This is a genomic window from Thiemannella venezuelensis (assembly GCF_014203605.1).
In the GTDB taxonomy this organism is placed as follows: domain Bacteria; phylum Actinomycetota; class Actinomycetes; order Streptosporangiales; family Streptosporangiaceae; genus Planomonospora_A; species Planomonospora_A venezuelensis.
In genome coordinates this window covers 20,080-44,591 of record NZ_JACHJJ010000031.1, presented here as the reverse complement: position 1 = coordinate 44,591, position 24,512 = coordinate 20,080, and the positions used below count along the sequence as shown (strand labels likewise).

The 24,512-nt window shown below is 72.5% G+C and carries 22 protein-coding genes and 1 pseudogene; 14 read left to right on the top strand and 9 right to left on the bottom strand.

Annotated features, from left to right (window positions below; translation table 11 throughout):
• Nucleotides 1-204 precede the first annotated feature (204 nt).
• The 5 genes from FHS22_RS32510 to flhA form a co-directional block, all read right to left on the bottom strand.
• Nucleotides 205-1,863, bottom strand: coding sequence for a methyl-accepting chemotaxis protein (locus FHS22_RS32510; RefSeq protein ID WP_221474407.1), 1,659 nt, complete (start codon nucleotides 1,861-1,863; stop codon nucleotides 205-207).
• A 143-nt stretch (nucleotides 1,864-2,006) separates the two neighbouring features.
• Nucleotides 2,007-2,396: a hypothetical protein gene (locus FHS22_RS32505; protein ID WP_184948018.1), complete on the bottom strand. Its 390-nt coding sequence runs from the start codon at nucleotides 2,394-2,396 to the stop codon at nucleotides 2,007-2,009.
• Nucleotides 2,380-3,018 (bottom strand): PilZ domain-containing protein, encoded by a 639-nt coding sequence (locus tag FHS22_RS32500; RefSeq protein ID WP_184948017.1) that lies wholly within the window; start codon nucleotides 3,016-3,018, stop codon nucleotides 2,380-2,382. Before FHS22_RS32500 ends, FHS22_RS32505 begins: the two co-directional genes overlap by 17 nt.
• Nucleotides 3,015-4,379, bottom strand: coding sequence for a hypothetical protein (locus tag FHS22_RS32495; protein WP_184948016.1), 1,365 nt, complete (start codon nucleotides 4,377-4,379; stop codon nucleotides 3,015-3,017). The genes FHS22_RS32500 and FHS22_RS32495 overlap by 4 nt, the downstream gene beginning before the upstream one ends.
• Nucleotides 4,357-6,402: a flagellar biosynthesis protein FlhA gene (gene flhA / locus FHS22_RS32490; RefSeq protein WP_221474406.1), complete on the bottom strand. Its 2,046-nt coding sequence runs from the start codon at nucleotides 6,400-6,402 to the stop codon at nucleotides 4,357-4,359. The genes FHS22_RS32495 and flhA overlap by 23 nt, the downstream gene beginning before the upstream one ends.
• Before the next feature lie 328 nt (nucleotides 6,403-6,730).
• Here flhA and FHS22_RS32485 point away from each other — a divergent pair.
• The 3 genes and pseudogenes from FHS22_RS32485 to FHS22_RS32475 form a co-directional block, all read left to right on the top strand.
• Nucleotides 6,731-7,105: pseudogene (locus tag FHS22_RS32485) on the top strand (RNA-guided endonuclease TnpB family protein); the annotation flags it as partial.
• A 250-nt stretch (nucleotides 7,106-7,355) separates the two neighbouring features.
• Complete coding sequence (locus FHS22_RS32480; protein WP_184948014.1) at nucleotides 7,356-9,023, top strand: methyl-accepting chemotaxis protein; 1,668 nt, start codon at nucleotides 7,356-7,358, stop codon at nucleotides 9,021-9,023.
• 41 nt (nucleotides 9,024-9,064) lie between these two features.
• Nucleotides 9,065-10,165, top strand: a complete 1,101-nt coding sequence (locus tag FHS22_RS32475) for a sugar ABC transporter substrate-binding protein (RefSeq protein WP_184948013.1) — start codon at nucleotides 9,065-9,067, stop codon at nucleotides 10,163-10,165.
• Nucleotides 10,166-10,246: 81 nt separating this feature from the next.
• On the opposite strand, the gene wecB is transcribed toward FHS22_RS32475, so the two are convergent.
• Both wecB and FHS22_RS32465 read right to left on the bottom strand, forming a co-directional pair.
• A complete protein-coding gene (gene wecB, locus FHS22_RS32470; protein ID WP_184948012.1) occupies nucleotides 10,247-11,416 on the bottom strand; it encodes a non-hydrolyzing UDP-N-acetylglucosamine 2-epimerase in 1,170 nt (389 codons plus the stop codon).
• A gap of 160 nt (nucleotides 11,417-11,576) precedes the next feature.
• The gene (locus tag FHS22_RS32465) at nucleotides 11,577-12,245 is read right to left on the bottom strand and encodes a 3-keto-alpha-glucoside-1,2-lyase-like domain-containing protein (RefSeq protein ID WP_184948011.1); all 669 of its coding nucleotides are present in this window, start codon (nucleotides 12,243-12,245) and stop codon (nucleotides 11,577-11,579) included.
• 369 nt (nucleotides 12,246-12,614) lie between these two features.
• Between FHS22_RS32465 and FHS22_RS32460 the strand changes: the two genes are divergently transcribed.
• The 8 genes from FHS22_RS32460 (at nucleotide 12,615) to FHS22_RS32425 (ending at nucleotide 21,397) form a co-directional block, all read left to right on the top strand.
• Nucleotides 12,615-12,965 carry a hypothetical protein gene (locus tag FHS22_RS32460; protein ID WP_184948010.1) on the top strand — a complete coding sequence of 117 codons (351 nt, stop codon included), beginning with the start codon at nucleotides 12,615-12,617 and terminating at the stop codon, nucleotides 12,963-12,965.
• On the top strand, nucleotides 12,962-14,215 hold the full coding sequence (locus FHS22_RS32455; RefSeq protein ID WP_184948009.1) for a glycosyltransferase family 2 protein: 1,254 nt from the start codon (nucleotides 12,962-12,964) through the stop codon (nucleotides 14,213-14,215). Before FHS22_RS32460 ends, FHS22_RS32455 begins: the two co-directional genes overlap by 4 nt.
• Before the next feature lie 65 nt (nucleotides 14,216-14,280).
• Nucleotides 14,281-15,912 (top strand): DUF2334 domain-containing protein, encoded by a 1,632-nt coding sequence (locus FHS22_RS32450; RefSeq protein ID WP_184948008.1) that lies wholly within the window; start codon nucleotides 14,281-14,283, stop codon nucleotides 15,910-15,912.
• A 309-nt stretch (nucleotides 15,913-16,221) separates the two neighbouring features.
• Nucleotides 16,222-17,835, top strand: coding sequence for a DUF2334 domain-containing protein (locus FHS22_RS32445; RefSeq protein ID WP_184948007.1), 1,614 nt, complete (start codon nucleotides 16,222-16,224; stop codon nucleotides 17,833-17,835).
• Nucleotides 17,836-17,976: 141 nt separating this feature from the next.
• Nucleotides 17,977-19,068 (top strand): methyl-accepting chemotaxis protein, encoded by a 1,092-nt coding sequence (locus tag FHS22_RS32440; RefSeq protein WP_184948006.1) that lies wholly within the window; start codon nucleotides 17,977-17,979, stop codon nucleotides 19,066-19,068.
• A gap of 237 nt (nucleotides 19,069-19,305) precedes the next feature.
• Nucleotides 19,306-19,998 carry a RibD family protein gene (locus tag FHS22_RS32435; protein WP_184948005.1) on the top strand — a complete coding sequence of 231 codons (693 nt, stop codon included), beginning with the start codon at nucleotides 19,306-19,308 and terminating at the stop codon, nucleotides 19,996-19,998.
• Nucleotides 19,995-20,486, top strand: coding sequence for a deaminase (locus tag FHS22_RS32430; RefSeq protein ID WP_184948004.1), 492 nt, complete (start codon nucleotides 19,995-19,997; stop codon nucleotides 20,484-20,486). Before FHS22_RS32435 ends, FHS22_RS32430 begins: the two co-directional genes overlap by 4 nt.
• 137 nt (nucleotides 20,487-20,623) lie before the next feature.
• Complete coding sequence (locus FHS22_RS32425; protein WP_184948003.1) at nucleotides 20,624-21,397, top strand: hypothetical protein; 774 nt, start codon at nucleotides 20,624-20,626, stop codon at nucleotides 21,395-21,397.
• A gap of 47 nt (nucleotides 21,398-21,444) precedes the next feature.
• Here the strand turns inward: FHS22_RS32425 and FHS22_RS32420 are convergent, their stop codons facing one another.
• Nucleotides 21,445-21,864, bottom strand: a complete 420-nt coding sequence (locus FHS22_RS32420; protein ID WP_184948002.1) for a VOC family protein — start codon at nucleotides 21,862-21,864, stop codon at nucleotides 21,445-21,447.
• 106 nt (nucleotides 21,865-21,970) lie between these two features.
• Between FHS22_RS32420 and FHS22_RS32415 the strand changes: the two genes are divergently transcribed.
• The 3 genes from FHS22_RS32415 (at nucleotide 21,971) to FHS22_RS32405 (ending at nucleotide 23,784) form a co-directional block, all read left to right on the top strand.
• Nucleotides 21,971-22,915 (top strand): helix-turn-helix transcriptional regulator, encoded by a 945-nt coding sequence (locus tag FHS22_RS32415; protein ID WP_184948001.1) that lies wholly within the window; start codon nucleotides 21,971-21,973, stop codon nucleotides 22,913-22,915.
• Nucleotides 22,916-23,095: 180 nt separating this feature from the next.
• Nucleotides 23,096-23,389, top strand: coding sequence for a ribbon-helix-helix domain-containing protein (locus FHS22_RS32410; protein WP_184948000.1), 294 nt, complete (start codon nucleotides 23,096-23,098; stop codon nucleotides 23,387-23,389).
• Nucleotides 23,386-23,784 (top strand): hypothetical protein, encoded by a 399-nt coding sequence (locus tag FHS22_RS32405; RefSeq protein WP_184947999.1) that lies wholly within the window; start codon nucleotides 23,386-23,388, stop codon nucleotides 23,782-23,784. Before FHS22_RS32410 ends, FHS22_RS32405 begins: the two co-directional genes overlap by 4 nt.
• Nucleotides 23,785-24,024: 240 nt before the next feature.
• On the opposite strand, the gene FHS22_RS32400 is transcribed toward FHS22_RS32405, so the two are convergent.
• Complete coding sequence (locus tag FHS22_RS32400; RefSeq protein WP_221474405.1) at nucleotides 24,025-24,504, bottom strand: hypothetical protein; 480 nt, start codon at nucleotides 24,502-24,504, stop codon at nucleotides 24,025-24,027.
• Between the last annotated feature and the right edge of the window lie 8 nt (nucleotides 24,505-24,512).

Here is a 24,512-nt window from a genome sequence, read left to right as displayed (position 1 = left end):
CACCCAACTGATCACGGTTTTTATTACCAATTATCACGGTGTGTTCTGGATACAACACATTTAGTTGATAAAAATGCGCGTTTTACCTGATAAATGGATCAGGCCGCCCACGGTCGTGCCGTGGGCGGCCCTCATACCGCGTCGCGCGCCCGCCCCGGCCGCGGTACGGCGGAGCGGGCGGCGAGGAGTCCCCCGCGGGATCCGTCAGTAGCGGAAGCGGGAGACCAGGTCGTGCAGGCGGGTGGACAGCTCGGCCAGGTTGGCCGCGGCCTTCTGGCTCTCGGTGACACCCTCGGCGGTCACGTGCGCGGCGCTGGCCAGCACCGAGATGTTGGTGGCGATGTCGGCGCTGCCCTGGGCGGCGTCGGCGACGTTGCGGTTCATCTCGTTGGTGGTGGCGGTCTGCTCCTCCACCGCCGAGGCGATGGTGAGCTGGTAGTCGTTGATCTTCCCGATGATCGAGGAGATCTCGGCGATCGCGGCGACGGCGCTCTCGGTGTCGGCCTGGATGGCCTCGACCCGCTTGGAGATGTCCTCGGTGGCCTTGGCGGTCTCCTGGGCCAGGTCCTTGACCTCGCCGGCGACGACCGCGAAGCCCTTGCCGGCGTCGCCGGCGCGGGCGGCCTCGATGGTGGCGTTCAGCGCCAGCAGGTTGGTCTGCTCGGCGATCGAGGTGATCACCTTGATGACCGAGCCGATCTCGGCGCTGGAGGTGCCCAGCTTGGCGACGGTCTCGTTGGTGGAGGTGGCCACCGACACCGCCTGGGAGGCGACCTTGGCGCCCTCGTTGGCGTTGTGCGCGATCTCCCGGATGGAGGCGCCCATCTCCTCGCTGCCCGCGGCGACGGTCTGCACGTTCTGCGAGACCTGCCCGGCGGCCGCGGCGACGTTGTTGGCCTGGGTGGAGGCCTCGTCGGCGGAGGCGGCGATCTGGTCGCTCACCGCCGAGAGCTCACCGGAGCTGGCGGCCAGGGTGTCGGCGCTGGAGGCCAGCGCCGCGATCGCCTCACGGATGGCGTCGTTGGCCTGGTTGACCGCCACCGCCATCTGGCCGACCTCGTCGCGGGAGGTCACCTCGGCCTTATGCGTCAGGTCGCCCTTCGCCGTCGCGCCCAGCGCGCGCGAGACCGCGCTCAGCGGGCCGGTGATCAGGCGAGAGACGAGCATGGCGACGCCCAGGGCCAGCAGCAGGCCCGCGATGACCAGGGTCAGCAGCAGCGTCCGGGAGCCCTCGTACTCGTCATTGGCCGCCGTGGCGACCTGCTTGGCGTTGGCGGTCTCCGCCTTGGCCAGCTCGTCCATGGCGGTGTTGAGCTGCACGGCGACGGTGTTGAACTTGCCGAGGATCTCCTGGGTGGTGGTCGGGACGGAGACCCCGGCCGGCGCCTTCTCCCCGAGCAGCACGACGTTGCGCAGGACCTGGTACTCCGCCCAGGCCTCCTCGAAGGAGGTGACCTGCTTCTGCCAGGACTCCGAGGCGGGGACGTCGGCCTTGTACTCCTCGAACGCCTCGGTCGCCAGGTCGGTGAAGTCCTTCGTCTGCTTGGCGGCGTTCGCCTTCAAGGCGGGGTCGGGAATGGCGACGACCCCGATGGAGACGTTGTACATGTCCCCGATCCGCCCGCGCAGGTCGACCAGGTGCGACATGCGGTGCAGGTTGGTCTCCTCCATGGCGCGCAGGTCGTCGTTGAGCCCGGCCATCCGGGTCATCGCGACGGTGCTGATGCCGCCGCCCAGGACGGCGACGATGCCGACGGAGGCCAGAATCTTGGTGTTGATCCGCCGGTCGGCGAACCAGCCCAGCAGCGCGTTGCGGTGAACGGTCACCGCGGGCCGTGCGGGGTCAACATGGTGATCGGTCACGATCAGGTCCTTTCCAGTACGAGACCGGTGGCGCTGCTGAGCAACGGAAGATGGATGTCCGGAATGTCCATCGGCGGCCCGCGGCCTGATCTGAGGCGATCCGGCGGGCGGCGGCCCGCCCGCCGCCCGCCGGATCGGCCGCGTCAGCCGGCCGGAGCGGCCGCGGAGGGGAGCGCGGCGTTCTCTCCCACCGGAGGCTCCCCGGCGGTGAGCTCCCCGGCGATGGCCGGTGCCGGGGCGTCGGCCCGGTCGGTCGCCCGCCTGCTCTCGGCCGGGATCCTGTCCACGGACACGGTCGTGACCATGGGTCCCCCATTGGTCTTCGCGCCGTCCTCCGGCTCGTCCGGGGGCCCGTAGGAGGAGGTGATCCGGCGGAGCACGCCGAGCATGAGGGCGCTCACCACGACGGCCGCCAGATACCTGATCAGGGCGGTCGCGATGTCGAGGTCCTCCAGGATGAACGCGTGCCAGAGCGCCGGACCGGCGAGGACCAGGGCGATCAGCAACGTCAGCGGGTTAGCGAGAAGTGCCATCGGCGGCCGCCTTCCTGGCCCGGATCTGCGCGTTCATCACGTAGCGGCGGATCAGTTGCGCCTGCATGTCCGGCGGGTCGTAGACGACCACCGCGGTGACGTCGTCCCCGTGCGTCGCCGACGTGGTGAGCACGCTGCCCTCCACCACCAGGAGGTTGTCGTCCAGCACCATCTTGACCCGGACGGGCTGCTCGGCGAAGACGCCCGCCGCGAGCCCGTAGCAGCGGACGCCTCGCTCGGAGATGTTGATGAACCGGCCGTGGAACACCTCCTCGCCGCTGTCGAGGTCCAGCAGCCGGACCGGCTCGCCCGCGGCCACCCGTACGGCGATGCGCCGGCTGAAGTAGTCCACGCTGCCCTCGGCCTCGATCGTCCAGACGCTCACCCGGGAGCGCTCGAGAGCGGTGAACGTGCCGGGCGCGGTGTACAGGCCGCGGGGGCCGGTCCAGCGCACGGACACCTCCGTGCCGAGCTCCGGCACGTCGATGTCCCCGGCGCCGCGCGGCGCGGCGACCTTGAGCAGAAGCCCGTCGGCGTCCTCCACGCGGGTGGGGTAGACCCTGCCGTCCGGCAGGGCGATCTCCACCAAGGCGTTGACGTCGGGCAGGCCGATGAATGTCACGACTGCATCTCCTCCAGTCGCTCGCACAGCAGCCCGACCCACGCCTGGGGCGTGCAGGGACGGTCTGCCAGGTAGGAAACGGGCAGGTCCAGGGCGAGGACGCTCGCCGGGTCGCCGGTGGCGTCGACCGCGTTCACGGTGATCGCGTCGACCTTGCCGAGCGAGCGCAGGTGGCGGGCGGTGTCGGCGGTCTTGCGGGTGGCGTCGACGACGGCCCACACCGCGGTCGCGCCGAGGCCGTCGGCGACCGAGCGCGCCCACTCGCCGTTGCCCTCCTCGGGGGTGGAGGCGACGACGACCACGTACGGGACGTCGTCCCGGTGGATCTTGCGGGCCTTGCGGATGGCGGCGGCCGGGCCGGACAGCCGCCGGGCCGCGTGGATCTCGGTCCCGGCGGTGGAGCGCGCCGCCAGCAGGAGCTGGCCGGACCCCAGGTTCAGGGCCCGGACGACCTCCCCGGCCACGCGCAGGGCGGCGTGCGTCTCGCCGACGATGACGAGCACGTCGCCGGGACGGCTCGGGGCGGCGGGAGCGGCGGGCAGGCCCGCGAGCGCCTGCTTGACCGCGCCGTACATGTCGGGCCCGGTGGCCCGGCGGGCCATGTGCTCGGGCATGCCGAGCTCCATGAGCGCGCCGGCGTACGGCCGGTCCTGCTCGACCGCGGGCGGCTGGTAGGCCCGCACCGCCATGGCGCCGGGCTGCTCCTGCGCGGGTGCCGGGGGCTGGTAGGCCCGCGCCACCATCGCGCCGGAGCGGGCGGCGGAGGCGGCCTCGGCGACGGCGGCCTCCGCGGTGGTGCCGCGCTGGAGCGCGGCCAGCATGTCGGCGAAGGCCTGGTTCTCCGTACCGGTCTCGACGACGAAGTTCTCGGGCGCCACCAGCGGGGCGGGGGCGGTGAAGAGCTGGGCGGGAACGGCCCCGGCCTGCGCCCGGAGCTGCGGGGCGGACCCCTGCGCGGGAACGGCCTGCGCCGGGTCGAAGGGCGCCGTCCGGGCCGCCGTGGCGAGGCTCACGGAGGCCGCGGGGCGCTGCGGGGCCTCCGCGGCGGGGCGGGCGGCGGCGGGGGCGCCCAGCCGGCGCTCCTGCTCCTCGGCCCGGGCCAGCAGCGCCGCCATCGGGTCGGCGGGCGCCCCGGCGGCGGTCGTCCCGGTGGCGGGGGCCTGCTGCCGCGCGGCCGGGCGGGCGGGCTCGTCGTTGACCTCGACGGTCAGCTCGTAGCGCTGACGGGCGAAGAACCCGGCGATCCCGCCGGTGCGGACGCGGTCGGCCGACACGATGGAGACGTCCGGCCCGTGCTCATCGCGGACCTGGGTCAGCAGCTCCTCGATGTCGGTTCCCTCAAGCAGCAAGCGCTTCGGCATCGGTCACAACTCCCAGGGTCTCGATACGGAACGTGGATTCCGAGATCTCGTTGTAGGACAGCAGGGGCAGGCGGGGGGCGGACAGCTTCAGCATGCGGCGCAGCGGCATCCGGAGCTGGGGCGAGCAGACCAGGACCGGGGCGAGGCCCTGCTGCTCGGCGGCTTCGACGAGGCGCTGGGCCTGGATGATCACCGTCTCGGCCCGGGCCGCGTCGATGATCAGCTGGATGCCGTGCTCGGTGGGGCGCAGCGACTCCAGCAGCGAGTGCTCCAGCCGGGGGTCCAGCGTCAGGACCGGCAGGCCGCCGTCCGGAGTGGCGTGCTGGGCGGCGATGGCCGGGCCCAGGGCGCCGCGGACGGCCTCGCAGAGCGTGTCCAGGTCCGAGGTGTTCTTGCCGGCCAGCGAGAGCGCCTCGAAGATGCGGACCAGGTCCCGGATCGACACGCCCTCGTCGAGCAGGGCCTGCAGCACCATCTGGATCTGGCCCAGGCTCAGCAGCGCCGGGGTGAGCTCCTCCACCACGACCGGGTGGGTGCGCCGTACCGCCTCGACCAGCGCGCGGACGTCCTCGCGGCCCAGCAGGCGGCTGGCGTTGGCGCGCACCACCTCCGACAGGTGGGTGATGATGACCGAGGCCCGGTCGACGACGGTCGCGCCGGTGAGCTCGGCCTGGTGGCGCAGCTCGGCCGGGACCCACTTGCCCTCCAGGCCGAACACCGGCTCCACGCCGGCCCGGCCCGGCAGGCTCTCCAGCCCGTCGCCGATGGCCAGCACGGTGCCGGGCGGTGCCTGGCCGCGGGCGACCTCCACGCCGTTGACGCGGACCACGTAGGTCGACAGGGGCAGGTCGAGGTCGTCGCGGGTGTGCACCGGCGGCATGATGATGCCGGTCTCCAGAGCGATCTTGCGGCGGAGCGAGCGCACCCGGTCGAGCAGGTCGCCGCCGGCGGCGTCGACCAGGTCGATGAGGTCGGGGGCGAGCGCCAGCTCCAGCGGGTCGACCCGGATCTCCCCCATGAGGGACTCGGGCGAGTCCGGCGCCGGACCCGCGATCGCGGCGGCCTCGGCCTCCTCGGCCTGCGCCGCCGGCGCGGAGGGGATCCGCTGGGCCAGGAACAGGACCAGGCCGCCGATGAGGAGGAAGGGAAACTTGGGCAGGCCGGGGATGAGGACCAGGGCCAGGGCGGCCCCGCCGCCGACCTGCAGCGCGCGCTTCTGGGCGCCGAGCTGGCCGGTGACCGTGCTGCCCATGTCGCCCTCGCCGCTCGCGCGGGCCACCATGAGGCCGGTGGCGACCGAGAGCAGCAGCGCCGGGATCTGGGAGACCAGGCCGTCGCCGATGCTCAGCAGGCTGTAGGTCTCGATCGCCTCGCCGGCCGGCATCCCCTTCTGGATCACGCCCACGGCGAAGCCGCCGAGGAGGTTGATGACGGTGATGATGATGGCGGCGATGGCGTCGCCCTTGACGAACTTCGAGCCACCGTCCATCGAGCCGTAGAAGTCGGCCTCGGCGGTGACCTCGTGGCGGCGCTTGCGGGCCTCGGCCTCGTCGATGAGACCGGCGTTGAGGTCGGCGTCGATGGCCATCTGCTTGCCGGGCATCGCGTCGAGGGTGAAGCGGGCGCCGACCTCGGCGACGCGCTCGGCGCCCTTGGTGATGACGATGAACTGGATGATGACCAGGATCGTGAAGATCACGATTCCGACGATGAGCGAGCCGCCGACGACGAAGTGGCCGAAGGCCTCGATCACCTTGCCGGCGAAGCCGTCGAGCAGCACCAGGCGGGTCGCGCTGATGTTGAGCGCGAGCCGGAACAGCGTGAGGACGAGCAGGAGTGCGGGGAAGGAGGAGAACTCCAGCGGCCGCTTCACGTTCATGCTGACCACGACCACGATCAGGGCGATCGTGATGTTGGCGGCGATGAGCATGTCGAGCAGGACCGTCGGCAACGGGATGACCATCATCACGACGATCAGGACGACACCGATCGGAACCGCCAGCTGGCTCAGGCCCTTGGGCAAGGCGCCCCCTCCGCTTCTGGCTTGGAACGTTTGGCGCAGGTCTGCTCCGTGACCACGCATGCCGTCCTGGCGACTTCTCCCATCGGCCGCCGCCGTACGCTCCTGAGGTTTTCCGTACGGCCCGGCGGAAAAAGGCATGCCGATGGGAGCCGCGGCGCGTGCGGCGGCTCCGCGGGGGAGCGGCCGGGCGGCGGCGGAGGCGGCGCGCCTGGGGATCCCGCGCCCTCTGATCGGCAGAACCGGGGCGTTGCTGAGCCGGATCCGGCTCCCGCCGCGCACCACCGGCCGCGGACGACTCCCCGGCCCCCCGCTACCGGAATGCGCGCCGGTGCTCCGGCACATCTCGGACGGCGACCTGTCCAAGCGGGTGATCACCGAGGCGAAGAAGACGCCCGGCCGGGCATGGCTGGCCGAGGTGTCGGCGGTCGTCCTCCAGCAGGCGCTCGCCGACCTCAACACCGCCTACCGCAACCTCTTCGCCTCGGTCGCCGGCACGCACAGAGGGCCGAAGGCCGCCGCACCCCGGTTTCGATCCAAGAAGGACAATCGGCAGGCGATCCGGTTCACCAAGAACGCCCGGTTCGCCGTCACGGCGGGCGGGAGGCTGCGCCTGCCGAAGATCGGCGACGTGCGGGTCCGCTGGTCGCGTAGCCTGCCGTCCGAACCCTCATCGGTCACGGTGATCAAGGATGCGGCGGGCCGGTTAAACGCCTGTGGAGACCCGGTAAGACCACCGCTCGCGGTGGCGCAGGTCGGCGAAGCAGGAAGCCGCAGAGGTGTCGCATGACGCGGCACGGACTGAATCCCGGCCTTCAGACCGGGAAGCGCGTCAACGGAATGTGACGGATCCGCTACCGATCCACTACCGAAAATCCTCAGCCGCCGCACCGCGCATCCGATTTTTCGACGGCCGTGTGTTTTCACCGGTCATGAATGGAAGGGGCACGGTGCCGATGAACGACATGCCAGACGACGCCAACCCGCGGACGACCGGGTCGTCCGCGGGCACGAGCCGCGGCGGCAGAAGCTTCCGGTGGGCCGTGGCGGACCTGCCGATCTCGCGGAAGCTGCTGCTGCTCGTGGCCCTGGGCTGCGCGGCCGCGGCGGTCGTGGCCGCGGTCGGACTGTCCGGCCTCGGCAGCGTCGACCAGCGGGTCGAGGACATCTACCGCGGCAACCTGGAGCCCTCCGCCCAGCTCTCGGCGATCAACTCCGCGGCGCTGCGCGTGCAGAACAACATCGCGAACCTGGCCCTGTCCGACGGGGAGGTCGCCGTGAAGTCCTTCCGCGACGGGATCGGCGAGGCCGACGAGCAGCTCGCGCAGGCCCTGGAGACCTACCGCACCTCGGTGGACGAGGACGCCCAGCGCGAGCTGGTCGACCGGTTCGACATCTGGTGGACGGCCTACCGCACCATCCTGGAGCACCGGCTCCTCCCGCTCGCCGAGTCCGGCGACGCCGCCGCCTTCCAGCAGGCATACCTCGGTGACGGGCAGATCACCAGCACCAACGCGATGACGGCGCTGGACGAGCTGCTCCGCTACGAGCAGACCAGCGGCGCCGCCGCGGCGGCCTCGGCCCACTCGGCGCACGACACCGCGCGCACCGTCATGGTCGCGACCCTCCTGGCCGGCCTGGTCGTCGCGCTCGCGCTCAGCCGCTACATCTCCGGCCTGATCGTCAAGCCGATCCGGCGGGTGCGCCGCGTCCTGCAGGCCGTGGCCGCCGGCGACCTCACCGCCGAGGTGGAGGCCGCACAGCGCGACGAGGTGGGCGAGATGGCCGAGGCGCTGGCGGTCGCGACCGCCAGTACCCGCGACGCCGTCCGCACGCTCGGCGAGAACTCCGAGTCGCTGGCCGCCGCCGCCGAGGAGCTCTCGGCGATCAGCGCGCAGATGGGAGCGAGCGCCCGGGAGGCCTCCGGCCGGGCCGAGGGGGTCACCGGCGCGGCGGCCGAGATCAGCTCGCACGTGGCGGCGGTCGCCGCCGGCGCCGAGGAGATGGGCGCGTCGATCCAGGAGATCTCCCGCAACACCACCGAGGCGGTCCGGGTCGCCGACCGGGCCGTGGACATCGCGGCGTCGGCGAACGAGACCATCGGCAAGCTGGGCGCCTCCAGCGCGGAGATCGGCGACGTCGTCAAGACCATCACCTCCATCGCCCAGCAGACCAACCTGCTGGCGCTCAACGCCACCATCGAGGCCGCCCGTGCCGGCGAGTTCGGCAAGGGCTTCGCGGTCGTGGCCCAGGAGGTCAAGGAGCTGGCCCAGGAGACGGCGCAGGCCACCGAGGACATCGGCCGCCGGGTCCAGGCCATCCAGGCCGACACCGAGGCGGCGGTCGGCGCGATCAGCGAGATCACCGGCGTGATCGCGCAGATCAGCGAGTACCAGGAGACCGTGGCCGCCGCGGTCGAGGAGCAGGCGGCGACGACGCAGGCGATGAGCCGCAGCGTCGCCGACGCGGCCGCCGGGTCCGGCGGCATCGCGGCCAACGTCGGCGGTGTCGCCGACGCCACCGACCTGACCAGGCAGGGCGTGGCCAGCACCACCGAGGCCGTCGACGAGCTGGCGGGGATGGCGGCGCGGATGCGCGTGCTCGTCTCCCGCTTCACGTACTGATGCGGCCCGTGAGCGGCCCCCCGAACGGAGACGAGAACACCATGCGCAGATACCGACGGATGCTGGCCGCGGTGACCGCCGCGGTCGCCGGGACGGTCCTGGCCGGCTGCGGCCTCCTGCCGTCGTCCGGCGACGGCGGCGCGGCCGGCGATGCCACCGCGGGCAAGGCCGCGGGGCGGGTGGCGCTGCTGCTGCCCGAGCGTGCCGCGAGCCGCTACGACGCGGCGGACGCCCCGTACTTCTCCCAGCGGCTCAAGCAGCTCTGCTCCACCTGCGAGATCGACTACCGCAACGCCGGGCAGGACGCCGACGAGCAGCTCTCCCAGGCCGAGGAGGCCCTGGAGGAGGGCGCGAAGGTGCTGGTGCTCACCCCGGTCGACAGCGCCGCCGCGGCGAAGATCGTGGAGCGGGCCCGGGAGCGCGACGTGCCGGTGATCTCCTACGACCGCCTGGTCCTCGGCACGCCCGTCGACTACTACGTCTCCTTCGACAACGCGAAGGTCGGCCGCCTGCAGGCCGAGGCGCTGCTGGCCGCGCTGGGCGACAAGGCCCGCTCCGGCGAGATCCTGTGGATCAACGGCTCGCCGACCGACAACAACGCCACCCTCTTCAAGAAGGGCGCGCACGAGACGCTCGACGGCAAGGTCCGCATCGCCGCGGAGTTCGACACGCCCGAGTGGAACCCGGACAACGCCAAGGCCTGGACCGCGCGCACGCTGCCGTCCCTGCGCGGGCGCGACCTCATCGGCGTCTACGCGGCCAACGACGGTACGGCGGGCGGCGCGATCGCGGCGCTGAAGGCGGCCGGGCTGCCGGACGTGCCGGTCACCGGCCAGGACGCCGAGATCGCCGCGCTGCAGCGCATCCTCGCCGGGCAGCAGCACATGACCGTCTACAAGGCGGTGCGCCTGGAGGCGGAGAAGACCGCCGAGCTGGCGTTCGAGCTGCTCGGCGGGGAGCGGCCGAAGATGGACAGCACGGTGGACAACGGCGCCGGCGCCGTACCGTCCCTCCTGCTCGACCCGGTCACGGTCACCAAGGACACCATCGAGGAGACCGTGATCAAGGACGGCTACGTGACGCCCGGTGCGCTGTGCGCCGGCGCGTACGCCGAGGCGTGCTCGGCGGCGGGCATCGCCTGACTCCGCCCGGCCGTACACCGGCAGGCACGCAGAAGGGAGCCCCGGCGCCGCGCAGGCGCCGGGGCTCCCGGCTGGAACGGGTCAGGCGACGGCCAGGTCGCCCTCGCCGTGCCCGGTGGTGCGGCCGGCCAGGTCGAGGGCGAGCCTGTGCACGATGCGCTCGGCCGCCCGCCCGTCCCCGAAGGGGTTGACCGCGGCCGCCATCCGCCCGTAGGCGGCGCGGTCGTCGAGCAGGCGGTGGGCGGCGGCGGCGACCTCGCCCGGCTCGGTGCCCACCAGGAGCGCGACCCCGGCCTGTACGGCCTCGGGGCGCTCGGTGGTGGTGCGCAGCACCAGGACGGGCTTGCCCAGCGTGGGCGCCTCCTCCTGGACGCCGCCCGAGTCGGTCAGCACGAGGTCGCAGGCGGCGAGCGTGGCGGCGAAGTCGAAGTAGTCCAGCGGTTCGACGAGCCGGATCCGGGGGTGGTCGCCCAGGACCGGCAGCAGGGCGTCCCGCACGGCGGGACTCTTGTGCAGCGGCAGCACGATCTCCACGTCGGGCCGGCCGGCCAGGTCGGCCAGGGCCGTGGCGATGCCGTGCATGGTCTCGCCCTGGTTCTCCCGGCGGTGCAGGGTCACCAGCACCCGCCGCAGGCCGGAGGCGGTGAACGCCGAGCGGCCCTCGCCGCGCTCCAGCACCCAGAGCAGGTTGTCGATCACCGTGTTGCCGGTGACGTCGATCTGGCCGGGGTCGACGCCCTCGGCCAGCAGGTTGGCGGCCGAGCCCTCGGTGGGGGCGAAGTGCCAGCGCACCATGGGCGCCACCAGGCGGCGGTTGAGCTCCTCGGGGAAGGGGTTGCCGATGACGCCGGTGCGCAGGCCCGCCTCCACGTGCGCGACGGGCACGCCCTCGTAGAACGCGGCCAGCGCCCCGGTCATCGCCGTCGTCGTGTCGCCCTGGACGATCACCACGTCGGGCTCGTCGGCCCGTACGGCCTCGCCCAGGCCGCTGATCAGGCGGGCGGTCAGCCCGGAGAGCTGCTGGCGGTCGCGCATGACGGCGAGGTCGCGGCTGCTGTCCATGTGCAGCCGGCTCAGCATCTGGTCGAGCATCTCCCGGTGCTGCCCGGTCGAGACGACCATGGGCTCGAAGAGCGGGGAGTCGCTCATCGCCCGCAGGACCGGGGCGAGTTTGATCGCCTCCGGCCGGGTCCCGAGGACGAGGGCGGCGCGGATGCGGTTCCGTCGCCGGGGAAGGTGGATTGAGGGCATCGCCGGAGCTCCTGACCGTTCTGGGTGGGTCGCGGGGGCGCCGGAACTCCGCGAGCAGCGGACCGCGGATCCCAGACCTTCCGATCGGCGGGAGACGGGCGTTGTTTAGCGGTCGCCGCGTGCTGAGAGCCACGTCACCCGCCGCCGTCACCCGCCGCCGTCAGTCGCGCAGGGCGTGGCCGCCGAGGGTGACGGCGGTGAAGTCGGCGACGGCGTCCTCGGCGTACAGGCCGACCGCGCCCCGCCGGTAGGGCTGCTCGGTGTCGGTGTAGTCGACCGTCCGCCGGCCGTCGACCCAGGCGGTCATGCGCGGACCGCTCTGCCGTACCCGCACCTCGTACCAGCGCCCCACCGGGAACGGGCCCGGGCCGGTGGCCAGGAAGCGCTGGGCGCCGCGGAAGGCGGGGTCGGCCTTGCCGAGCTCCCAGCCGTTGGGCTTGAGCAGCAGGTAGTAGAAGTTCTGCGGGCCGGTGTAGTGCCACACCACCCAGGCGACCTCCCAGACGTTGGGGACGGCGCGGGTCTGGCGCAGGGTGCGCAGGCGCAGCCGGAGGTCGGGCTCGCCGGTGCTGCCGATGGAGACGATGAGGCCGGCGTGGGTCTCGGCGGCGGAGGCCGGGGCGGGGGTGTCGATCCGGATCTGCCCGCCGGGGGCGCGGCCGGTGAACCCGCCCCCGTCGAATATCACGCGCCAGTCGCCGTGGACGCTGCCCTCGGCCCAGCGTTCACCGCCGGCCCCGCCGCCGTCGCAGGAGCCCGCGAGGACGGCGAGGGCCGTACAGATCAGGAGGGCGAGGGCGGGCACCCGCCGTATCCGCTGGAGATCCACGTTCGTAACACTAAGTGACAATCACGCTACGTAATATTTTTGGGACTGTGTTTGCCATTTTCGTGACCCAGGGTTAACGTGATGACGAAGCCGCAGGTAGGGGCATATGCCTGCGGCCTTCACGGGTACGCAACGATCCGAGACGGCCTCAACGGCGTGGCGCGGCGACGCGCTCACGCACGTAGGAATTCGGCCGCCTAGCCGACTCGGGGAGCGAATGGCGAGACCGCACCCGTCACCTGTCAGGTGACATCCCTTCCGGATGTCCGGGTCCGTCTCGTCGTGAGGGTCTCATGCCCGCTCGCCCCGCGCTGCCGTCTTCCGGCCGCTCCACCGCTCTCGCCCTCCCCGTCCACGGGGGTGCCTGAGATGTACGCCAACAGCGCCCTCGCGCTCACCGGGACCGGCATGAGCGTGGGCGCCTCCGCCGTCCTGCCGTCCGCCTCCGAGCTGTCCGCCTCCGGCACGGCCGCCGCGGACCTGACCGCCACCGCCGTGGACGCGGCCCGCGTCCTGCTCATGGCCACCGGCGCAGGGTTCGGGCTCTTCCTGCTGGCCATGACCGTCCTGCTGGCCGCCGGGGCGGTGCTCCGCGGCGCCGACGCGGTCAGCGGGCGGTCCGCTCCCCGAGGCCGGCGCGCCGGCCTCGGCCCCGCCTCCCGGGGCGTCCTCGCCTCCTCCGGCGGCGGGAACGACCTCACCGCGCAGGTGACGCGATGACCACCCCGGTGACGACCGCCCTGCTCTGGCTGAGCTCCGCCGTCATCGTGCTCGGCCTCGGCTACACCGCGCTGATGTTCCTGCTCTCGCGGGGCGTGCGCCGCCCCGCCGCACCGGCCGAGCCCGCGCCCTTCTACGTCTTCCTCATGGCCTGCCTGGACGAGGAGAAGGTGCTCGCCGCCAGCCTGCAGCGGCTGCGGAGCCTGCCCGGCGAGCTCGCGGTCCTGGTCGTCGACGACGCCTCCTCCGACGCCACCGCCGACATCGTCCGCGCCGCCGCCGCCGAGGACGACCGGATCTGGCTGCTGCAGCGCAGCCTGCCCGACGCCCGGCGCGGCAAGGGCGCGGCGCTCAACGCGGGCCTGGCACACCTGACCGGCTCCGGGCTGCTGGCCGGGCGCGACCCCGCCCGGGTCGTCGTCTGCGTGCTCGACGCCGACGGCCGCCTGGACGCCGACGCCCTGGACGAGGTCACGCCGTACTTCGCCGACCCCGCCACCGGCGGCGTCCAGATCGGCGTGCGCATGTACAACCGGCACGCCGGCCTGCTGGCGCGGATGCAGGACATGGAGTTCGTGGTCTACACCGACGTCTTCCAGAACGGCCGCCGCCACCTGGGCAGCGTCGGCCTGGGCGGCAACGGCCAGTTCATGCGCCTGGACGCCCTGGCCGGCCTCGGCGCCGACCCGTGGAGCGACTGCCTGACCGAGGACCTCGACCTGGGCGTGCGGCTGCTCGCCGCCGGCTGGCGCAACCGGTTCTGCCACACCACCGCCGTGCACCAGCAGGCCGTGCTCTCGCCCAAGCGGCTGGTGCGGCAGCGCTCGCGCTGGTTCCAGGGGCACCTGCAGGCCGGCAGGCTGCTGCCGCTCGTCATCCGCCGCGCCCCGGCCGCCGCCGCCCCCGACCTGGTCTACCACCTGATGAGCCCCTGGTTCCTGCTGCTGACCTCGGTGCTGCCGCTCGCCTTCGCCGCGTCGGGCCTGGCGCTGGTCGCGGCCTCGCTGCAGGCGGGCCACAGCGTGGTCTCACCGGCCATGTTCGCCCTCTGGTACGGCCTGTCCTTCGGCATCGCCCTGGTCTACGGCTACGTCTACTGGCGGCGCGACTCCGAGCTGGGACTGCTGCGCTCGCTGCTGCTGGGACACCTGTTCGTGCTCTACGGCTACCAGTGGTTCGCCGCGGGCTGGTGGGCGGTCGGCCGCGCCCTCTCCGGCCGCCAGACCTGGCTCAAGACCGCCCGCACCTGACCGGCCCCGTCTCCCCACGGCCATCCACCGTCCGCTCCGGGACGGGTCTCGGACAAGGAAGAACAATGACCACCTCCGCCCGCTCTCCGCGGCGCCGCCGTACGGCGGCCCTGGCGGCGTCCGCGTTCCTGACCGCCGGCGTGCTTCTCGTCACCGGCCTCGGACAGTCGCAGTCTCCGGCGGCGTCCGCCACGCCCACCGTGTCCGGGCGCGCTGTGTCCGAGCCCGCTGTCTTCACCGGTGGCCTGGCCGGAACCGGCCGCTCCGCCCTGGTCCTGTACGACACGACCGGCCAGTGGCCGCAGGCGGGCGAGCTGTACGCGATCCAGACCGCGAACCTCACCGGTCACTTCGGCACGTTCACCACGATGCCGGTCTCGGCCTACACCGCCGGGAGGATGAAGGGCTTCACCGCGGTCGTCTACGTCGGCTCCACCTACGACGAGCCGCTGCCCAAGGCCTTCCTGGACGACGTGCGCACCGCCGACCGCCCGGTCATCTGGATGAACCACAACATCTGGCAGCTCGCCTCCACCACCCCGGACTTCACCGCCAGGTACGGCTGGCTGCCGTCCGAGCTGGACCGCGGCACCTTCGAGAAGGTGGTCTACAAGGGCCGCACCCTCAGCCGGGACGTCCGCAACGAGGCGGGCCTGATGGGCTACACCGCCGTCGACGGGACCAAGGCCGAGGTGCTGGCCGGCGCCGTCCGCGAGAACGGCACGCAGATCCCGTGGGCGATCCGCTCGGGCGAGCTGACCTACATCGGCGAGATCCCCTTCGCCCACACCACCGCCTCCGACCGCTACCTGGTCTTCGCCGACCTGCTGTTCGACGCGCTGGCACCGCAGACCGCCGAACGCCACCGGGCCATGGTCCGCCTGGAGGACATCGGCCCCGCCGCCGACCCCGCCGAGCTGATGAAGATCGCCACTGAGCTGGCCCGCCGGAAGATCCCCTACTCCTTCGGCGTCTACCCGCTTCACAAGGAGCCCGAGAAGGGCGTCGAGATCAGGTTGCGGGAACGGCCCGAGGTCGTCGAGGCGCTCAGGTACATGCTGGCCAACGGCGGCACGATGATCATGCACGGGTACACCCACCAGTACACCGACGCGCCCAACCCCTACAACGGCGCCAGCGGCGACGACTTCGAGTTCTACACCGCCCACGTGGACAAGAAGGACTACGTCGTCTACGACGGCCCCGTCGCCGGGGACTCCGCCGCCTGGGCGCGCGGCCGGATGGACGCCTCGGCCGCGGAGTTCAGGGCGGCGGGCCTACCGGTTCCGACGATCTTCGAGTTCCCGCACTACGCCGCCTCGGTGGAGGACTACAAGGCGGCCACGGTGCTTTTCGGCACACGCTACGAGCGCAGCCTCTACTTCGCCGGGACCCTGTCCGGTACGGCACCGCGGTACGACCACATGGCCGGGCAGTTCTTCCCCTACACCGTCACCGACGTCTACGGCTCCACGGTCCTGCCGGAGAACATCGGCAATCTGATCCCGAAGGGCTACAACAACCACCCGTCGGTGCTCTCCGCCGACCTGGTGAAGGCGGCCGAGGCCAACCTCGTCGTCCGCGACGGCATGGCCAGCTTCTTCTACCACCCCTACCTGGGGGTGGAGCGGCTGGTGGAGACCATCGACGGGATCAGGGGCCTGGGCTACACCTTCGTGGCCCCCGGCTCGCTCTGACGTCCTCCCCGGGCGCGGCCCCGTCCCCGGCTCACGCTCGGTAAAGACTTTATGGGGGGTTTGCCTGTTTTGGTGACCCAAGGTTAACCTGAAGGCGAACCCGCAGGTAGGGGCATATACCGCGGTAGTTCGTCGGGTACGCGATGATCCGAGACGGCCTCAACGACGCGATGCGGCAACCTGCTCGCGCACGTAGGAATTCGGCCGCCTAGCCGCCTCGGGGAGCCAATGGCGAGACCGAACCCACACCCTGTCATGCGGCGCTCCCAACGGCGCCGTTCTCGCTTTCGTCGTGGGGGTCTCTCTCCTATGCCCGTTTCCCGCTGGCGCAGGGCCGTCCTGCCGGCGCTGACGGCGTTGCTGTCGGCCGTGCTGCTGCTCACCACCGGCCTCGTGCCGCAGGCCGCCGCCGCATCCGCCCAGGCCAACGCCACCGCCCAGAAGGTCTTCACCGGCGGCCTGGCCGGAACCGGCCGCTCCACCCTGGTGCTGTACGACACGACCGGCCAGTGGGGCTGGCTCGGCGAGCTGTACGCGATCCAGACCGCCAACCTCACCGGTCACTTCGGCACGTTCACCACGATGCCGGTCTCGGCCTACACCGCCGGGAGGATGAAGGGCTTCACCGCGGTCGTCTACGTCGGCTCCACCTACGACGAGCCGCTGCCCAAGGCCTTCCTGGACGACGTGCGCACCGCCGACCGCCCGGTCATCTGGATGAACCACAACATCTGGCAGCTCACCTCCTCGATTCCCACCTTCACCGCCGACTACGGCTGGATGTGGTCGCAGTTCGACTACACCACCGTCGAGGGCGTGGTCTACAAGGGCCAGGAGCTCTCGCGCGACCCCGTCAACGCCTCCGGGGTGATGGACTACGCCACCGTCGACGAGACCAAGGCCAAGGTGCTGGCCGGCGCCGTCCGCGAGAACGGCACGCAGATCCCGTGGGCGATCCGCTCGGGCAAGCTGACCTACATCGGCGAGATCCCCTTCGCCTACACCACCGCCTCCGACCGCTACCTGGTCTTCGCCGACCTGCTGTTCGACGCGCTGGCACCGCAGACCGCCGAACGCCACCGGGCCATGGTCCGCCTGGAGGACATCGGCCCCAACTCCGAGCCCGCCGAGCTCATGGCGGTCGCCAGGCTGCTGGTCGCCAAGAAGGTGCCCTTCTCCTTCGGGGTCTTCCCCGTGCACAAGGCCCCCGGCACGACCGTCAGGCTCCGCCAGCGGCCCCAGGTGGTCAAGGCCATCAAGTACATGCTGGCCAACGGCGGCACGATGATCATGCACGGGTACACCCACCAGTACACCGACGCGCCCAACCCCTACAACGGCACCAGCGGCGACGACTTCGAGTTCTACACCGCCCACGTCGACGCCAACGACTCCGTCATCTACGACGGCCCCGTCGCCAAGGACTCCACCGCCTGGGCCGCGGCCCGGATGCTGGCCTCGGCCGCGGAGTTCCGCCTCGCGGGCCTGCCGGTTCCGACGATCTTCGAGTTCCCGCACTACGCCGCCTCGGCCGCGGACTACAAGGCGGTCAAGAACCTGGGGTTCAAGGCCCGCTACGAGCGCAGCCTCTACTTCGCCGGGACCCTGTCCGGTACGGCACCGCAGTACGACCACATGGCCGGGCAGTTCTTCCCCTACACCGTCACCGACGTCTACGGCTCCACGGTCCTGCCGGAGAACATCGGCAACATCGAACCCGAGGCGTTCAACAACCACCCGGTGGTCCTCCCGGACACTCTGATCAAGGCCGCCAAGGCCAACCTCGTCGTCCGCGACGGCATGGCCAGCTTCTTCTACCACCCCTACCTGGGCACCAAGTGGCTGGAGGAGACCATCGACGGGATCAAGGGCCTGGGCTACACCTTCGTCTCGCCCGCCTCCCTGCTCGGCGGGCGCCGCTGAGAGCCCTCCGGGACCGGCGGGACGCCCGCGGCCGGGAACCGGCGCCGGCCGTGTGAATGCCGCGGCCCGGACCGTCGTCCTCAGATTCGGGTCCGCGCAACCGATCTGTTGTGCGGACCCGAATCTGAGGAGCTGAAGACGATGAAGTTGTGGCGGTCCCGCCGGACCGGTGCGGACGTCCACCCGGTGGTGCAGTCCCACGAGGCGCTGATGGCCGCGCTCGACAAGGCCCCCGCGGTATTGCTGATCACCAGCGACGCCGGGGAGGTCCTGTACCGCAACCAGGCGGCCGACAAGCTCATGCAGGACACGGTCGCCGACCACGGGATCGAGGCGCTGCTGATGCTGGCCGACAGCCTCAAGACCCACCTGCGCCGGGCCTCATCCTTCCCGTACACCTCGCTCACCACCCTGGAGCTCGACGGCGAGACGATGTACGGCTCGATGGGCTTCGACCGCATTCCCGGCGGATACATCGTGACCTGGGAGAACGCGACGGATCGGGTACGCACCGACAAGGCCGTGCGGGAGCTCAGCAAGGAGCTCGCCGAGACCAGCGCGGTCCTGGCCGAGGCCGGCGAGGAGCTGGCGCGCACCGCCGGGGAGAGCGCGGGGCAGGCCGAGACCGTCTCGCACAGCTCCACGGAGCTGACCCAGAGCATCCAGGAGATCTCCCAGGGGGTCAGCAGCGCCTCCTCCAGCACCGCGACCGCCGTGGAGTCCGCGCGCGACGCCACCCAGCGGATGGGGCAGCTGCAGGAGTCCAGCCGGCAGATCGGCAGCATCACCAAGCTGATCACCGAGATCGCCGAGCAGACCAAGCTGCTGGCGCTGAACGCCACCATCGAGTCCGCCCGCGCCGGCGAGATGGGCAAGGGATTCGCGGTCGTGGCCAGCGAGGTCAAGGACCTGGCCGCCCGTACGGCGGAGGCCACCGCGCAGATCACCGACATGATCGAGGGCATCCAGGCCGAGAGCGTCCAGGCCTCCGCCGGGATCTCGGGCATCGCCAGCCTGATCGACGCCGTCGCCGAGCAGCAGTCGCTGATCGCCGCCGCGGTGGAGGAGCAGAGCGCGACCAGCGCGGAGATGTCGCGGGGGATGGCCGCGGTCGCCGGTTCCGGGCAGGCCGCGTCCCGGGCGACCCAGACCGTGCTCGCCGCCGCGGCACGGCTGAAGGACCAGTCCACGCAGCTCAGCGAGGTCGCCGACAGCGCCGTTTCCGGCCGCTGAACCCGGGCGCCGAAACCGGGCGCACCGCCGGGGCCGCTCCTCTGCCGGGAGCGGCCCCGGCCGTCTCTTCGCACGTGCGCGTGATGGCCCGAGGCGGCGAGTCCCCGGCTCCGTGCCCGTACCGGCCCGCTCCGGTCGCGGGTCGTGCGCCGTAGGGTGGATCACTCGGCCGCCGGCGGCCGAGCCGGCCGCGCACCCGTCCGAGGCCGGACGTCTCCCTCCAGGAGGACCCCGCCCATGAGCGAGCGGCCGTATGTGCTGCTGAGCTGCGCCGTATCGATCGACGGCTACATCGACGACGCGAGCGAGAACCGGCTGCTGCTGTCCGACGACGCCGACTTCGACCGGGTCGACGCCGAGCGGGCCGCCTGCGACGCCGTCCTGGTCGGCTCCGCCACCATCCGCGCCGACGACCCCCGGCTGGCGGTGCGCTCGCAGGCCCGCCGGGACGCCCGCCTCGCGCGCGGGCTGCCCGCCACCCCGGCGAAGGTCACCGTGACCGGCAGCGGCGAGCTCGACGCCGGTGCGCGGTTCTTCACCTCCGGCGACGCCGAGAAGATCGTCTACGCCGCGTCGCCGGCCCTGGGCAGGGCACGCCGACGCGTCGGCGGCGCGGCCGACGTCGTCGACGCCGGCGACCCGGTCGACCTGGCCCGGGTGCTGGCCGACCTGGCCGGCCGCGGCGTCGCCAGGCTCATGGTCGAGGGCGGATCCAGCGTGCACACCCAGTTCCTCTCCCGCGGCCTCGCCGACGAGCTGCACCTGGTGGTGGCGCCGTTCTTCGTGGGCGACTCCCGGGCCCCCCGCTTCGTGGGCGACGGCTCCTTCCCGTGGACCTCCGAGCGCCGGGCCCGCCTGGCCGGCGTGACCCCGATCGGCGACGTCGTGCTGCTGCGTTACGCGCTGTCCGAGCGGTACGGCGCGGCATGAGCGGTCCCACCGGAGCCGACCGGCGGTGGCTGAACGCGGCGATCGAGCTGTCCCGGCACTCGCCGCCGGCCCCGGACCGCTACGCCGTCGGCGCGCTCGTCGTCGGCGGCGACGGCACCGTCCTGGCCACCGGCTACACCGGCGAGGCCGATCCCCGCGACCACGCCGAGGAGGCCGCGCTGGCCAAACTGGCCGGCCGGTCCGGTCCCGACCTGTCCCACGCGACGATCTACAGCTCGCTGGAGCCCTGCACCACCCGTGCCTCCCGGCTGGCCTCCTGCACGGGCCTGATCCTGGCCGCGGGCATCCGGCGCGTGGTGCTGGCCCTGCGCGAGCCGCTCGTCTTCGCCGACTGCCACGGTGTGGAGACGCTGCGCCGGGGCGGGGTGGAGGTCGTCGAGATCGGCGATCTGGCCCCCTCGGTCCGCCGGATCAACGCCCACGTCCTCGACGACCGCCGGCGGCCCCCGGACGGGGCCGCGGGGTAGGCGGCCTCCGGCGCCTCGGAGACGGTGCCGGGGATCCCCGTGACCCCGTGACCGGGTTGGACAGCCCGCCGTCCGGGAGGGCTCGCCGGGCGGCGCCGCCGTGGCGCCGGGGACCTCCTGTCAATACAGTATTGACGGTGCCCACGAGAACCGTCCGCCCCGTGCCGGAGTCCGAGGCCCTGCGCCGGGCCGAGGAGATCGCCGCCCGCCGCGCCCGCTGCGACGACCCCGACCGGGAGGCCCTTCCCGACGGACCGCTGGAGCTCGCCGCCTACGTCGCCGCCCACCGGCGCGTGCCCGGAGAGGTGCTCCGGCGCGACGTGCTGGACGCGCTGGTCCTGCTGGAGTACGGCAGGCGCGCGGTCCCCGCCCTGCCCGGCCGCCTGGACCGGCTGGAGGCCAGGCTCCTCGCGCTGGGCGTGGAGACCGGGCTGAGTCTGGGCGAGCTGGCGGCCGCGCTGGGGCTCCGCTCCCGCCAGGCCGTACAGCACCGCATCCTCCGGCACGCCGCCGCCGAGCGCGGCGGGCCGCGCAGCGAGGTCGCCGAGCGGGCCGCCCGCCGTACCGAGTCGCGGGAGCGTGCCTGGCTGGACCGGAACGCCGGCGGCCTGCTCGCCTGCACCGCCCGGCTGCTGGAGCACCGCGGCCTGCTCCTCACCGCCGCGGGCCCCGGTCCCGTCCCGGATCCCGACCTGGCCGAGGCCTTCGACGACCTGGCCGAGTCCCTCTCCCGCGTCCCCGCCGACCCCCGCGACCCCGCCTACCTGACCAGGACCCGCCACCTGGCCGCCCGCCTCCGCCTCCTGCTGGCCGACCTCGCTCCCGGCCCGCTCCCGGAGGGCCACCCCGTCCGCGCCCTCCTGGCCCGCACCGCCCGCCTGGCCGCCGCCCATCAGTCTGCCTGCGGCTGAGGGCTTCCGCCCGGCGCCGGGCGGAAGCGGCGGGCGTCCCCCGCGGGTCACGCCCGCCGGATCGACCCGAGGACGTCCAGGTAGTGCGGGTTTTCCATGACGCCCAGGAGGTTGCCGAACGGGTCGGTCACCGAGGCCGTGACGAACCCCTCCCCGCGGTCGACGGGCTTCTCGTGCTCCTTCGCCCCCATGGCCAGCAGCCTCTCGAAGGCCGCATGCACGTCGTCGACGTGCCAGTACACGATGACGCCTGCCGGGCGTTCCGGCGTGTGCCAGGGCGCGTAGCGGCTGCTGATGAGGCCGAGCTCGTGCTGGTAGTCGCCGATGCGGAACTCGACGTACGCCGGACGGCCGTCCGGCCCCTCCCGGTTGAAGTACGGCTCGGCGCCCAGCAGCTCGGTGTACCACCGCCTGGCCGCCTCGAGATCGTCGGCGTAGTACGTGACGGTCGTGAGTCCTCGCAGCATCGGGTGCTCCTTTCGCCGGGGCGGAGTGCCCCGTGGTGGCTGACAGGAACCATTCTCCGTTTCAAAGTGCTCATCGAATGAGCACTTTGTTTGGCAGATTGGATCCATGCGTGCCGACCGACTCGTGGCCGCCCTGCTGCTGATGCAGGCGCGCGGCCGGATGACAGCCGCCGATCTGGCGGAAGAGCTGGAGGTCTCCGTGGCCACCGCCCGCCGTGACCTGGAGGCGCTCTCGTCCGCCGGGATCCCGGTCTACCCGCAGGCCGGGCGGGGCGGCGGCTGGTCCCTGCTGGGCGGCGCCCGGACCGACCTCACCGGGCTCACCGCGCCCGAGGCCCGGGCGCTGTTCCTGCTTCTCGGCCCGGCCGCCTCCGCGGCTCCGGAGGCCAGGTCGGCGCTGCGCAAGCTCCTGCGGGCGCTCCCCGGCACCTTCCGGGCCGACGCCGAGGCGGCGGCCGAGGCCGTCGTGGTCGACCCGGCGCGCTGGGGCGAGCGCGACCGGGAGCGGCCCGAGCCGGTCGAGACCCTGCAGACCGCCGTCGTCCGCCGCCGCAAGGTCGACCTGGTCTACGACGGCCGGACCCGCGAGCGCACGCGGCGGCTCGTCGACCCGTGGGGCCTGGTCGACAAGGACGACGTCTGGTACCTGCTGGCCGGGACCGAGGACGGGCAGCGGACCTTCCGCGTCGACCGGATCGCCGAGGCCACCGTGACGGACCTGCCCGCCGAGCGGCCCGCCGACTTCGAGCTGCCGGAGGCGTGGCGGCGGGTCGTCGACGAGGTGGAGCAGCGGCGCTCGCTCGCCTCGGCGACCGTGCTCGCCCAGGCCGGGCACCTGCGGATCCTGCGCGACCAGTTCGGACGGCACTGCGCCGTCGAGGACACCCTCGCCGACGGGCGCGTCCGGGTACGGCTGGCGGCCCCCACCCCGCTGGACATCGCCCGCCACCTGGCCGGCTGGGGCGCCCTCGTCGAGGTCGAGGCGCCCTCTCCGGTCCGCGCCGAACTCGCCCGCCTCGGCGCGGAGCTCACCGGCCGCTACGCGACCTGAGCTCCGCGCCCGTCAGCGGACCCGACTTCCGAATCGCTCTGCCGAAGGGTCAGCCGGGCGGCAGGACGACTACGGGGATGCCCGGACCCGGGGCTGCGGCGAGGAGGCCGAGCGCGATAGCGCGTGCCGGAGCTTGCGCGGATCCGGGACACGAGGGAGAACACTGAGTATGGTGGCGGTATGACCGCGAAGTTCTCGATCAGCCTCCCCGACGAGATGTACGAGGAGGTCAAGACTCTGGCCGAGCAGCAGGGCACGACCGTCTCCGGCTGGTTCGCCGACCTCGCCCGGCAGCGCCTCGACGCCGACCACCGCTCGCGCGCCCTCCTCGCCGAGAGGATCGAGCATGACCGTGCCGCCGACCCGGACGGGCACGCCAGGATGGCGGACGAGCTGCGTCGCCGGATGCGCGAGGCTCAAGTGGCCGCCCGGCACAAGGCCGACAAGGCGCGGGCGACCGGCGTCGTCGCGTGATCGGCGGGTACGTCGCCGACCTCACCGCCGTCCTGCGCATCCTCGCCGACGACCGGAAGGACGGCCGCATCCGGGTGGCCCTGGAGACCATCGCCGAAGACGGGCACACGCTCCTGCTGCCCGTCACCACCCTGGTCCGCGCGGGCATCATCGCCGAGCCGCACCCCGAACAGCTCATGTGGCTGTACGGCTTCCGCGCCACGCAGGTCGCCGACCTCTCCCGGCAGGAAGGCTTCCGGGTCATGGCCCAGTCCCGGTTCGCGTCCAGGCCGGATGAGGTGACCGAGCACGACGCGCAGACCGCCTACCTGGCGATGATGCGCGGCTGGCCGGTCCTGACCGCCGACCCGGCCCGCTGGACCGGCTACGAACACCTGGAACTCGTCCAGGTCTGACGGGCAGGACCGCCTCGGCACGGGCTCACGGGCGGACATGCCGGCCCGCTCATGCCCGGTACCGGCGTCCTGGTGGAGATCGCCCGCCCCGACGGCCGAGCGGTACCGGCGGGCCGCGCCGGGGCCGCGGCGGATCGTTCGGAGCCGGATCCTCGGGGAACGCCGAAGGCGCCGTCCTCCTCCGGGGAGGAGGACGGCGCCTTGCGGGTTCGGCTCCCTGTCCGGCCGGGCTGCGGGCCGTCAGCCGGCCAGGGAGAGCCAGAACTTGCCCTTGCCGTACCCGCCGATCTCGACCATCAGGTCGAGGCGGGCGCCGAGCGCGAGCAGGCGGGCGGTGGCGTCCGTGGGCGCGCTCTCGCCGGGCATGTACGACTCGTACAGCTTCAGGTGAGGCAGGTCCAGCTGGTTGAGCAGCCCCGTGATGATGTTGCAGACCTCGCGCACGTTGTCCGCCAGCATCGGGGTCAGTTCACCGTCCTCGATGGACGCCTCGGCGCCGCCCTGAGGGATCAGGCCGATGGCCGCCCCGGCGTAGGAGGCGAGCTTGAGGTCCATGCCCGCCACCGCCGTGAGTTTCCGCGAGCTGTCGACGTAGAGGGCGACGACCGCCTTGTTGAGGTCGGCGGCGACCGCAGGGTCGGTCACGCCCACGGTGACGGGACGGCCGAGCAGGTCCTCGAACAGGTCCTTGATGTCTTTGGGGACCGGAAGTGTCGACATTGCAGGCA